Source organism: Marinobacter sp. Arc7-DN-1 (genome assembly GCF_003441595.1).
GTDB classification, from domain to species: domain Bacteria; phylum Pseudomonadota; class Gammaproteobacteria; order Pseudomonadales; family Oleiphilaceae; genus Marinobacter; species Marinobacter metalliresistant.
Genome location: NZ_CP031848.1, coordinates 2,151,165 through 2,163,883, shown reverse-complemented (window position 1 = coordinate 2,163,883; position 12,719 = coordinate 2,151,165). Strand labels below are relative to the sequence as shown.

9 protein-coding genes are annotated in these 12,719 nt (G+C 59.6%); 1 reads left to right on the top strand and 8 read right to left on the bottom strand.

Translation table 11 applies throughout. The features are described from left to right. Window positions 1-316 precede the first annotated feature (316 nt). Window positions 317-1,708: a selenoneine synthase SenA gene (senA, locus tag D0851_RS10180; protein WP_117618558.1), complete on the top strand. Its 1,392-nt coding sequence runs from the start codon at window positions 317-319 to the stop codon at window positions 1,706-1,708. Between the two features lie 2 nt (window positions 1,709-1,710). On the opposite strand, the gene D0851_RS10175 is transcribed toward senA, so the two are convergent. The 8 genes from D0851_RS10175 to D0851_RS10140 form a co-directional block, all read right to left on the bottom strand. Further along, complete coding sequence (locus D0851_RS10175; protein WP_117618557.1) at window positions 1,711-3,285, bottom strand: cation:proton antiporter family protein; 1,575 nt, start codon at window positions 3,283-3,285, stop codon at window positions 1,711-1,713. Window positions 3,286-3,394: 109 nt separating this feature from the next. After that, the gene (locus D0851_RS10170; RefSeq protein WP_117618556.1) at window positions 3,395-4,333 is read right to left on the bottom strand and encodes an alpha/beta fold hydrolase; all 939 of its coding nucleotides are present in this window, start codon (window positions 4,331-4,333) and stop codon (window positions 3,395-3,397) included. Between the two features lie 184 nt (window positions 4,334-4,517). Then, window positions 4,518-6,659, bottom strand: coding sequence for a TonB-dependent receptor family protein (locus D0851_RS10165; RefSeq protein WP_117618555.1), 2,142 nt, complete (start codon window positions 6,657-6,659; stop codon window positions 4,518-4,520). 194 nt (window positions 6,660-6,853) lie between these two features. Continuing rightward, window positions 6,854-8,140: a phosphoribosylamine--glycine ligase gene (gene purD / locus D0851_RS10160; protein WP_117618554.1), complete on the bottom strand. Its 1,287-nt coding sequence runs from the start codon at window positions 8,138-8,140 to the stop codon at window positions 6,854-6,856. Between the two features lie 122 nt (window positions 8,141-8,262). Next, entirely contained in the window at window positions 8,263-9,843 is a 1,581-nt protein-coding gene (purH, locus tag D0851_RS10155; protein ID WP_117618553.1) for a bifunctional phosphoribosylaminoimidazolecarboxamide formyltransferase/IMP cyclohydrolase, read from the bottom strand. Between the two features lie 78 nt (window positions 9,844-9,921). After that, window positions 9,922-10,239, bottom strand: coding sequence for a DNA-binding transcriptional regulator Fis (gene fis / locus D0851_RS10150; protein ID WP_117618552.1), 318 nt, complete (start codon window positions 10,237-10,239; stop codon window positions 9,922-9,924). Further along, the gene (dusB, locus tag D0851_RS10145) at window positions 10,236-11,234 is read right to left on the bottom strand and encodes a tRNA dihydrouridine synthase DusB (RefSeq protein WP_117618551.1); all 999 of its coding nucleotides are present in this window, start codon (window positions 11,232-11,234) and stop codon (window positions 10,236-10,238) included. The genes fis and dusB overlap by 4 nt, the downstream gene beginning before the upstream one ends. A gap of 224 nt (window positions 11,235-11,458) precedes the next feature. Continuing rightward, on the bottom strand, window positions 11,459-12,682 hold the full coding sequence (locus D0851_RS10140; RefSeq protein WP_117618550.1) for a DUF3426 domain-containing protein: 1,224 nt from the start codon (window positions 12,680-12,682) through the stop codon (window positions 11,459-11,461). Window positions 12,683-12,719: the final 37 nt, after the last annotated feature.

Genomic DNA, 12,719 nt, shown 5'->3' with positions numbered 1-12,719 from the left:
CCGGAACTGCTCGATCCGGTCACTGCCCTGTGACCGCATACGGCTTGGGGAAACAGGCGAAACTCCTGCTGGCAGACATTCAGGTTGTATGCCAGTTTAAACACTTGCAGTCGTTTCAGCGGGTTAGAAACGGGGGATTTTGTCACAGTACGTTTTCTGTAAAGTCTGCCGACACGGTCTGTAAACCGGGGGAGAGTGCGAGTAAAGGATGTGGGTGCCACAGTGAGTGTCAGGGGCTTGTTAACGGAGGTGTTGTTGACTGGCTGGGATACTGATATGCAGGTACTTGATGAGGTTGAGATGAGTGAGGCGAAACATGACGACGATTGACCGAACGGATCAGGCCAGAGCGGAACTGCTGGATCAGCTTGAGTGGACACGGAAACGTACGGAAAGCCTGGTGTGCTCTCTGCCCGAGAAGCTGCTGGATGTGCCCTGGCATCCGGGGGTGAATCCGCCGCTGTGGGAAATGGGCCATGCCGCTTTTTTCTACGAGGTGTTCGTGTTCAACCTGCTCGATGGCACGCCCAGTTTCGACCCGTCCATGGACGATCTCTGGGATTCCTTCCATGTTGAGCACCGCGACCGCTGGAACCGGGACCTGTTTCCCGGGCGCGAGAAAACCCTTGAATACTTCAACACTGTTTACGATCAGGTGGCTGAGCGAATAAAGGCGCAGCCCCTGACCGACCAGGCGCTGTACCTTTACCGCTACGCGGTCTATCACCAGAACATGCATGTTGAGTCACTGATCTGGTGCCGGCAGACGGTTGGCTATCCGGCACCTTCGGGAACGGATCTGTACCGGCCAGCGCCGGGTGTTCAGCATGATGGCGATGCCTTGATTCCTGCGGGGGAATGGTTAATCGGCATGCCCGGTGATTCGGAGCGCTACGCCCGGGAGGATTTTGCCTTCGATAATGAGAAACCCCGGTTTACTGTAAAACTGGACCCGTTTGCCATTTCAAAGTGTCTGGTCAGTAATCGCCGGTTCCTGGAGTTTGTTGAGGATGGCGGCTACCGGCGGCCCGAACTCTGGTCCTTCGGCGGGCGGAAATGGCTGCAGACCGAATCCGATGTTGCCCTGGTTCATGGCAGTGACGAACCCCTGCTTCGTGTTCCCCGCCACCCGCTGTACTGGCGCTGGCACGATGGCCAGTGGCAGGAGCGGGTGTTTGATCGCTGGCAGCCCCTGAACCCGGATGCACCGGTTACCCATGTGACGTTCTGGGAGGCTGAAGCCTGGTGCCGGTGGGCGGGGCGTCGTTTGCCCACGGAGTTTGAATGGGAGGTGGCCGCCCTTGGTAATCGCCCGGGCAAGCCGTTCCGGCGTTTTCCCTGGGGCAACACGGCGCCGGATGAGCAACGCGCTGATTTGAATGGCCGTGCCATGGCACAGAATCCGGTGTTTGATTTCCCGGCCGGCGACAGCCCCTTTGGCTGCCGCCAGATGACGGGCACGGTCTGGCAGTGGACCAGCAGCCAGTTCTTCCCCTACGACGGCTTCAGGGTGGATATGTACCCGTTCATGTCGACCCTGCAGTTCGGTGATCACAAGGTGACCCGCGGGGGCGGTTGCGCCACCTCCTCCTGCCTGATTCGCGGCACCTATCGCCAGGCTTACCTGCCGGTGCGCAACGACGTCTATACCGGGTTTCGCACCTGCGCGCTTGACGATGAGTCGCCACGTGGCCGCCCTGGGTGTTGAGGCTACACGGATTTGCCGACAATCAGGGAGGGTTTCGCGGGTGTCCTGTCCATCAGGTGGCTGGCCAGGGCGACACCGGTCTCGCTCATGGTCAGGTAGGCCTCGTCGGCGCCGGCTTCCTGAATCTGTCTTGCTTCATCTTGGTACATGGTGTGAGCCACGATAAAGCCCTTGAAACCCATCGTTCTGAGCGTGCGCGCAGCAATCAGTTTGCCCTCGATGTCGCCCATGGCCAGGATCACCGATTCAATGGCGGGCATGTGCAGACCGTTCCAGAAGGAGGCATCCTCGGCGTCCGCGAAGACCACGTTACGCCCTTCCTTCTGGTGCTGGGCGGCCTTTGCCGGATCGGAATCCAGGCCCATCAGTTTCGGCTGCTTCTCCCTCAGCCAATCGTAGGCAGCGGTGCCCGTTCTCCCCATTCCCATGATCAGGACCCGCGTATCGCCCAGCGACAGGGGCTGTTCATCCGGATGGTGTTTGCTGCCCTCATAGCGGCTGAGGCCATGGGCGAAACGCTCGTAAAGCGTGTGGGAGAAGCGGTTGAGAGGCGCGGAAAAGACAAACGAGAGCGATACCGAAATCGCCAGCGGAACCAGCCATTGGGGCAGCGCAACGCTCGCTACAATCAGCCCGAACTCGCTGTAGTTGGTCAGGGCCAGTGAGCTAAGGAAGCCGCTTCGGGCCCGCAACCGGAACGCCAGCAGCAGGAAAAAGAACAGGGTACCTTTGAGCGGCAGCACCAGGCCAGCGATGACCGCGAACAGGAGGGCCTCCCCATCGGGCAGGCCGCCAATGCCAATCTGCAGGAAGAACCCCACCAGAAAAACCTCTTTTACACTCCAGAGCGACTTGGAGAGTTCCTGGGATCGCGGATGATTCGCCAGCATGGCACCGAACACCAGTGCCCCCAGCTCCGAGCTCAGGCCAACGGATTCGAAGCCCAGCCCGCCAATGACAAGTGCCAGCAAGAGCCCGAGCAGGACCAGCAGTTCGTCGTGGCCGCTGGCATCCAGCAGGCGGAACAGCACAGGGCGTAGCAGGGGCAGGCCAAAGATAATCAGTGCCCATTGCGAGGGCGTCTGCCCGGCGGCCACGCTCATCACGACCAGGGCGATAAGATCCTGCATGATCAGGATGCCAATGGCCACTCGGCCGTGAAAGGCTCGCAGCTCCCGCTTGGATTCCAGGACCTTGGCGGCCAGTACGGTAGATGAGAACGAGAGCGCGATGGCCAGCAGAAAGGCGGTCTTCCAGGACAGTTCCATCAGCAGATAGAGGCCCGGCGTAAAGATGGCGCAGGTGATCCCGAAATGCAGCAGGCTTCCACCAATCACCTCCGGGCTGACCACGGACCGGAGTTTCAGCTTGAGCCCCACCGTGAACAGCAGAAGCAATACACCCAGGTGCGCAATTCGCTCAAGGACGTCGGTCTCTTCGATCACGACGCCGGTTGTTTCGGCAATGCCGCTCAGAACAAAACCCGCGGCCAGGTAACCGACGAGAGGGGGGAGCCCCACAAGCTTGACCAGAAGGCCAAGACCAAAGGCAAAAGTTATCCAGATTGCTTCAGGCATGAGTGGTCAGTTCAGAGATCAAGGGTGCAATGCTTGCTAGGCTACCCTGTTTTCCCATGCCCTTGTAGTCGCTGAGGGCGGAATTCCATGACTTTTGCGGAAATCCGGTTTACTCCGCCGGCGGCCCGATAAATTGCCGGAACAGTTGTGCGGACTCCTCGGGGGCTTCCAGCATCGGCGCGTGGCCGATTCCCTCCATCACCTCCAGCCAGGCATCGGGTATCGCCGCCACAAAGATCTCACCGTTACGGTAGTTGATGACCCGGTCTTCCTTGCCCCAGACGACCAGTACCGGCGCCGTGATCCGGGTGATGGCATTGCGGAAATCTGCCCCGGAACCGGCATCGCGAATGGCGGCAAAGATGACCTCGTTGACCTCCCGGTTGGCGATGGCGCGCTCCTCCAGCACGCCCATAATGGGCCAGGGCACAAACGGTTTTTTCTCCAGTGCGAAGTCCATCAGGCGTTCAAAGTCACCGGGCTGTTTCGGAATCAGGGGGTTGTCACCGGCCTTAACCAGATCCACCAGTTCGCTCTCGTATTCCAGGATGCCGGCGGGACTGAACAGTACCGCTGATTGCACCTTGTCCGGATGATTGGCGGCGTAAAGCGCGGTAATCGCCCCGCCCATGGAGTTACCCATGACGTGTGCCTTATCAACCGACAGCGCGTCGAGGATGCGTGCGACATAACCGGCCTGATCTTCCAGGCGGTAGCCGATGTCGAGGGGCTTGCTGCTGTCACCATGCCCCGGCAGATCGATCGCATAGACATTGAAGTCGTCGGTCAGGTGGCCGGCCAGACGGGTCCAGTTGTCCTTGTTGGCCCCGAAGCCATGGATCATGACGATGGTGTCGCCTGCGCTCACTTCCTGGTTCCTGAGATAGGCGATGTCAAGGTTGCCCACTGCCACGCTCGCCGCCTCCAGACCCGCCGATGATCGTTCAAAATCAATCGCGGTCTGGTAGATGTCCTGACGAGAGCAGGCACTGAACAGCAGGGAAGCGGCCAGTATGATCAGCAGGTATACCGGTGACGGGCGGCGCATCGAAGGGACTCCTTTGGGCGATGTGGTCGGAACTTTGTGTCCGCAGTCTACCTTACTCTAGGGCCGGGAAATGGGAATTGCTTCCCCTGCCCGCACTAAAAAAAGACCCGGCCAACGGGCCGGGTCTCATCAGTGGGCCATTCACAGCGGGTTCGCCCGGAAACCAGGCCAACCCGGTCATTCGTCAGAAATTAACGCTTAACCCCAGTGAAGCGGTGCGCGGCAGGTTCGCCATGGCGCCATCGGGCAAACGTGAGACAATTTGCTGTTCATCGAACAGGTTGTCCACTTTCAGGAAGACATCGGCACTGGCGGTCAGTGCGTAGCGGCTGATGAAATCGACCAGGAACAGGGACTCGGTCTCGTCCAGTTTCGTGGCGGTGTTGTTGCATCCCGCGCTGACACACATCTCATCGACGTAGGTGGCCACAAGGTAGTTGTCCCAGCCACTCGGGTGTTCCATGCCTGTCCGGAAGCTCATCTGGTTTTCAGGTACGTCCTTGAGCTGCTCGCCTTTTTTCAGGCCCGAAGCGGCATTGTCCTTGCTGATTTCCGCCTGGGTAAAGGTGTAGGTAAGGCTGACCGGAAGGTAGAACTCGCCCGCCCGGGTGCCGGTCTGGAGCTGGAACTCAACACCGGAAATTTCAGCCTCGCCGGTTACAAAACTGCCAGAGGTTGCGCCATTGCTGCACGGCGAGCCCACGGAACAGTTTTCGGCCTTGTTGGAGAAGTCGCTGTAGAAGCCGATCATTTCCGCGAAGAACGCATTGCCAAAGTACCGGAGGCCGGCCTCCCAGTTCTTGCTGGTTTCCGGCTCTTCGTTTGCCGTGGCACCACCCCCGAGAGGGGAGAAACCCCGGTGCACGCCACCCAGAACCTGCCAGCTTTGGGACAGGTCATAGGTAAAGGAAGCGCCGGGCAGGAGTTCAGCACTGTCATTGGCGCGGGTGCTGTCGACGGTTGTGCGGCCGGGATCCGCGTATTGGGTGCGACCGGTTTTCACATCCTCGTAGCGCAGGGCGAGGTTAACGCTGAGCTTGTCCGTCGCCTGCCAGGTGTCGAGCGCCCAGAAGCTCAGGGCTTCGCCGGTCTCAAAGCGATTATTGCTGCCCGTGGGGGCGACAGTGTTCTGGAACACCAGAGAGCCGTTGACCTGGTCATAAACATCGACCGGCTGGAAACGATCCATTTCATCTTCGTGGTAGCGGGCGCCGAAATCAAACTGGTGGCTGCCCATGTCGACATCAAAGTTTACCTGCACGCCCTCGGACAGGTAGTCCCTGGCGTTGTTTTTGTAATCCAGGCCGCTGGCGTCAACTGTGCCGTCCAGAATACCCTGGGCATTGGCGTCGCCGCCGTTTGCCGAGTCGATGATGCTTCCGCCGCCGCTGAGCTTGAACCAGTTCCGCTTGAAGTCGTTGCGATAGAGGGTGGCCGTGCTGCTTACGGTATTACTCCAGTCGAACTGATGGGTCAGGCTGATACCGGAGTGGGTATTGTTCATCTGATCGATGCTGGACAACCCGTAACGCCGGTTCGGATCCTGGCTGAAGTCCGCATCGGTCAGGCCGAGGTAACTGGAGTTGGAGGTTTCTTCGGAGTATTGCAGCTTGGCGGTCACGCTCTGGCGCTCTCCCTGCCAGCGCAGCTTGCCGACATAGTCTTCGATATCAAAGCCGGTATCGCGGTTACTGCGGTCAATCTCCTTGAAGCCTTTCGCGGAGCGCTGGACGGTCTCAAGCAGGTAGCCCCAGTCGCCGGCCGTGTCACCATAGGTTACATGAACGTCGGTGGAGCCGCGGTCGTTGGTGACTGTCTCAACATAGCCCTGCCGCTGATCGGGAATGGGTGTGGAAATCAGGTTGATGACACCACCGGTGGTTTGCGGGCCATAGCGCAGCAGCGGGGCACCCTTGAGTACTTCCAGCGAGGACATGCGCTTCAGTGTCGGAAAATAATAGGCGGCCGGATTGGAGTAGGGCGCCGGTGCGATCAGAATGCCATCTTCCATCAGGGTAATATTACTGCTGCGCTCGGCCGTGGCGCCGCGGATGCCGATATTGGGGCGCAGGCCCAGGCCTTCTTCTTCCCGCACATAGACGCCCGGGACGGTTTTCAGTACCTGGTTGATGTCGGTCTCAACCTCGGTTTTCAACTGCTCCTCACCAACGACGTAGCCTGACCCTGGCAAGGTCTGGGCTGCGGACGCATCGCCAATGATTTCCATGGGTTCAAGCATCTGGGGCTGATCATCGCCGACTGCCCAACTGGCGCCCGGGGCAAGGCTGACAGCCACGGCCAGTGATAAGCGGGAAGGTTTAAACATGTGGTTAATCTCCATTACCATTTGTTTTTCGAAATGTAAGTGACAATCATTACTATTACGTTCGGGCGAAACTTTACGGTTCCGTAACTATAAAGTCAATAGTCAGTGCTTATGACGCAGGCAGGTGTCAGGTCAGGCGAAGAAATCCCCGGTCGGCCGGGGATTGAGAATAGGATCGGATCGGTCGGCCAGGCTCAGTGGGTCTCGCGGCCGATGGCGCGGTGGCCGATGTCCTTGCGATAAAACACGCCATCCCACCGGATCCGGGAGGCCAGCTCATACGCACGCTTCTGTGCTTCGGTGACGGTATTGCCCAGAGCCGTGGCACAGAGTACCCGCCCCCCGTTGGTGACCACCCGATCTCCATTGAGCCGGGTTCCGGCGTGGAAGACCTTTTCACCGTCGGTGTCGGTGTCGGGCAGGCCGGAGATGACATCACCCTTGTGGTAGCTGCCCGGGTAGCCGCCGGCCGCCAGAACGATACCGACCGAGGCGCGCTCATCCCACTCGGAGGAACACTGATCGAGCCTGCCATCGATGGCGGCATTGCACAGTTCAGCCAGGTCGGACTTCATCCGCAGCATGATCGGCTGGGTCTCCGGGTCGCCAAAGCGGCAGTTGAACTCGATGACTTTCGGGGCACCGCTGGTATCGATCATCAGGCCGGCATAGAGGAAGCCCTTGTAGCGATGACCTTCGGCCGCCATGCCGCGCACGGTCGGATAGATCACTTCGTCCATGATGCGCTGGTGAACATCGGTGGTCACCACCGGCGCCGGTGAATAGGCGCCCATACCCCCGGTATTGGGACCGGTGTCGCCATCGCCGACGCGCTTGTGATCCTGGGAGGTGGCCATAGCCAGCACATGTTCGCCGTCCACCATCACGATAAAGCTGGCTTCCTCGCCTTCGAGGAATTCCTCAATCACCACACGGCTGCCGGCATCACCAAAGGCATTGCCCGCAAGCATGTCCCGGATCGCGTCTTCGGCTTCTTTCAGGGTCATGGCAACAATCACGCCTTTACCGGCGGCCAGGCCATCAGCCTTGACCACAATCGGGGCACCCTGCTGGCGCACATAGGCCAGGGCTTCGTCGACGTCGGTGAAATTGCCGTAGCCCGCGGTCGGGATGTCGTGGCGCGCCAGAAAATCCTTGGTGAAGGCTTTCGAGCCTTCCAATTGGGCAGCACCTGCGCTCGGGCCGAAGACCCTGAGGCCCCGCTGTTCGAATTTATCCACGATACCCGCTACCAGGGGAGCTTCTGGGCCGACAATGGTGAGCCCTACATTGTTGGTCGCCGCGAAGTTGGCCAGGCCGTCCAAATCCATCACGTCGATGTCGACGTTTTCCAGGCCGGCTTCCCGGGCGGTGCCGGCGTTACCGGGTGCCACAAACACGCGATCCGCTTTTGGGGACTGGGCGGCTTTCCAGGCCAGGGCGTGTTCACGTCCGCCGTTGCCGATTACAAGAATATTCATGAGTTTTCTACCTTGAAGCCGGTTAACCCGGGGTCAGAAGAAGGCTTTCTTCTGACCCCACTTTCCTATGTTCACGAGTCGGTTCGGGGTCAGAATTGTGGTTCTGACCCCATGTTCACGTATTAATGCCTGAAATGGCGCATACCGGTGAAGACCATGGCGATGCCGTGCTCGTTTGCCGCGTCGATCACTTCCTGATCGCGCATGGAACCGCCCGGCTGGATAACAGCGGTAACGCCTGCGGCGGCGGCGGCGTCAATGCCGTCCCGGAACGGGAAGAAGGCATCTGAGGCCATCACGGAGCCTTTCACTTCCAGGCCTTCATCGGCCGCCTTGATGCCGGCAATTTTGGCACTGTAAACGCGGCTCATCTGGCCGGCGCCGACACCGATGGTGCGCCCGGCTTTGGCGTAGACAATGGCGTTGGACTTGACGTATTTCGCCACTTCCCAGGCAAACAGCAGGTCATTGAGCTCCTGCTCGGACGGTTGGCGTTCGGTGACCACCTTGACGTCTTCCATAGCCACCATGCCCAGATCCCGGTCCTGCACCAGCAGGCCGCCGGTCACGCGTTTGAAGTCCATGGCGGGCGCGCGGTCGCCGTCAAACTCGCCACAGGCCAGCAGACGCACGTTCTTCTTGGCAGACACCAGCTCCACGGCCTCGGGGGCGATGGTGGGGGCGATGATCACCTCCACAAACTGGCGGTCGATGATGGCTTTCGCGGTCTCCGCGTCCAGCTCCCGGTTGAAGGCAATGATGCCGCCGAAGGCCGAAGTGGGGTCGGTGGCGAAGGCCAGATCGTAGGCCTGGTGAATGTCGGCGCCGATCGCAACGCCGCAGGGGTTAGCGTGCTTGACGATCACACAGGCCGGGTCCGCGAAGGGTTTCACACATTCCAGGGCGGCATCGGTATCGGCCACGTTGTTGTAGCTCAGTTCTTTGCCCTGCAACTGCCTGGCCGTGGCCACGCAGGCTTCCTTCGGGTTGCGCTCGGCATAGAAAGCCGCGCGCTGGTGCGGGTTTTCACCGTAACGCATGTCCTGGACCTTCACGAACTGGGCGTTGAAGGTGCGCGGGAAATCGGCGTTGTCGTTGTCCGGCGTGCGGCCGCCCAGGTAGTTGGCGATGGCGCCATCGTAACCGGCGGTATGTTCGAACGCCTTGACCGCCAGATCGAAACGGGTGCTGTAGCTCAGTTGGCCATCGTTGGCATCCAGCTCTTTCAGAACCCGGCTGTAATCGGACGCATTCACCACAATGGCGACGTCGTTATGGTTTTTGGCGGCAGCGCGAACCATGGTCGGGCCGCCGATATCAATATTCTCTATGGCCGTTGGCAGATCGCAATCCGGATTCGCCACGGTTTCCTCAAAGGGGTAAAGATTCACCACGACCATATCGATGGGGCTGATGCCATGCTCGGACATAACGACATCGTCGGTGCCCCGCCGGCCAAGGATGCCGCCGTGGATCTTCGGGTGCAGGGTTTTTACCCGGCCATCCATCATCTCCGGGAAACCGGTGTAATCGGAGACTTCCGTTACCGGGATACTGTTTTCTTTCAGAAGCCGGTAGGTGCCACCGGTGGAGAGCAGCTCGACGCCGCGTTCGGTCAGGGCACGTCCGAAATCGACGATGCCGGTTTTATCACTCACGCTGATCAGCGCGCGACGGACGGAGGTGTTAGCCTGATGTGCCATGGGTCACTTTCTTCGCTGGAGATGAACGAATAAGGGCCTCGCGAATGGTGTCCGGGAGGCTCCTTAAGAATGTCTGGATTATAGCAGACCGTACTGCTTCAGCTTCTTGCGCAGGGTCCCTCGGTTCAGCCCAAGCATGGTGGAAGCCTTGGTCTGGTTGTTGCGGGTGTACTTCATCACCTGTTCCAGCAGCGGGGCTTCCACCTCGGAAAGGACCAGTTGATAGACCTCGGTGACCGGAGCGCCATCCAGCTGGGCGAAGTAGTTTTTCAGGGCAACCTCAACGCTGTCACGCAGGGTGACACTGTTGCCGCTGTTGTTCACCGTCTGCAACTGATGGGTGTCATCGTTGGCCGGGGTGCTCAGGTTGTCGTTTGCCAAAGTCTCAGCGCTCATGCTGCGAATACCTCTCCATTTCGTAAGCCTGCAAAATACCGTTGAATCGTGTCTCTCTGCTCCAGCGCATCATTGATGGCGTTGAAGCCTTTACGGAACTGTTTACCCGGATCGTGGGACTGCAGATACCAGCCCACATGTTTTCTGGCAATGCGCACACCCATGGTCTCGCCATAGAAGCTGTGCAGGGCCTGCAGATGTTCGCTCAGGATCTCCTCCACTTCGTCCAGTGCCGGGGCGGGCATATGGCGACCGGTTTCCAGGAAATGCTGAATCTCCCGGAAGATCCAGGGGCTGCCCTGGGCCGCACGGCCGATCAGCAAGCCATCGGCGCCGGTGTGTCGGAGCACATCCCGCGCTTTTTCCGGTGAGGTTATGTCACCGTTGGCAAACACCGGAATGCCAATGCGGGATTTTACCTCGGCGATGGTGTCGTACTCCGCGTTTCCCTCGTATTTATCCGCACGGGTCCGGCCATGGATGGCCACGGCCTGTATGCCAGCGCCCTCGGCCATCCGGGCAACAACCAGAGCATTGCGATTGTCCCGGTCCCAGCCGGTACGCATTTTCAGAGTCACAGGAACATCGACTGCGTTGACCACCGCCTCGAGAATATCGCGGACCAGCACTTCATCTTTCATCAGTGCCGAGCCCGCCGCCTTGTTACAGACTTTCTTGGCTGGGCAACCCATGTTGATGTCGATGATCTGGGCTCCGAACCGGGCGTTCTGTTGCGCGGCGTCGGCCAGCATTTGTGGATCACCGCCGGCAATCTGCACCGAGCGTGGCTCCGGTTCGCCTTCGTGGTTCAGGCGTGTCATGGACTTGCGCGTATGCCAGAGCTTGCTGTCCGCTATAACCATTTCCGACACTGCCAGGCCGGCACCGAGTCTCCGGCACAGCAGCCGGAACGGGCGGTCTGTTACGCCAGCCATGGGCGCAACAATCAATGGATTGGGCAAGGTGTACGGCCCGATTTTTGCCATTGGCAGCATGATCTGAGTCCGTGTCACAGCGGGTTTAGCAAGGCCGGACCTGAGCGGTTGTTCAATTAATGACCGATCCAGCATCCGAAGGGCGCTAATGATACCGCCGGGGGCACTTTGATTGAAGGGGCTTGATGGCGAAAAAACTGATTATTTTTCGCTCTTTCTGGTTGACTTTTGTTCTGCGCGATGGCCGCCGGCAATGCCTGCCGAGTAAATACCTGCCTGCTGCGTCAGGGTGAGTCGGGGCGGAACAGAATGTTATAGTTCACGGCATCGCGGCCAGGATCCCGGATGCTGATGGCGATTCGAACGGGCGTGTCAGTCGGCATGGCGTCCAGTTCTTTGCCTTCCCCGGCCAGGTATTCTCCAGGTGTGAACACGCTTTGGGCAACCACATCGCCGTTCAGGTTGGAGAAAGTCAGGGCAATGACCGGAAACGGCTGTTCAAAGTCGGCGCGATTGATAATTACGGCATCAACAACAAGCTGGGAGCGGTTATCCGGGTCGGTCCTTACCACCAGCTTCCGGCTCTGGATGGCATCGACGTTAATCAGCGGTTTGAGCTCGCAGCCTGCCAGTTCGCAGCCCTTCTCGTAAAACGGTCGCAGCTCCGGGATGGCCGACAGGCGATCAAACTGGAACCAGGTCACCTGGGCGACCAGAACCCCCACCAGTCCCAGAACAATCAGACTCCAGACCAGGGTCCGGATGCCGCCACCCCTGCCCGGGTCAACGCCGACGGGATCTCGTCGGAGGTCCCTGAAGGGTGGCTCGGCATGGAACGAGTCCCCCGGGCGATCTGGCTCATCAAAATCAAAGCCGGACTCGCCAACAAAGTCGTCGAAGGGATCACTGGCGCTGGCGGGTTCGGGGCGGGCCGGTGAGGGTGGCTGGGCCTGTTCGAATACCGGTTCTTCTTCAAGGCTCAGTTCGGGCTCTGGTTCCGGTTTGGGCACCGGCTCAGGCTTCGGTTCGGAGCGGGGGGCAGGTGTCTGTTCCCGGCGCGCTGGTTCGTCGTCTTTCAGGATGGCTTCTGCCCAGCTTTCATCCACATCTTCGTTCGAGGTGTCGGTGTCGGCATCCTTGTAGTCCGTCGCTTCGCGTTCGTCGAAGCTCCGGAAGCTGTCGCTGAGTTCGTCGTCGGAAAAGGTCAGTTTGGTGCCGGCATAACGGCCTTCTGCCGCGTCTTCTTCAGGGTTGTCGGCGAAGACGAACTCTTCCTCGCTGACGCCGGCGGAGTCCGATGGTGGTGACTTGGGTGACGGCTTTTCAGGGGCGGTTGAGGTCCCGGCTCTCTGGCCGGTGGCGGGAATGACCTGGTGCTCGATGGCATTGAATACGCTCATGCAGTTCCCGCAGCGCACCTTGCCCTTGGCAATGCCAAGCTGTTCGTCGGTTACCCGGAAACGGGTCTGGCAATTCGGGCACTGTGTCTGCAGGCTGCTTTGGGTCATGCTTCTTCCTGAAAGCGACTGGGCTACGAGTGTCGGA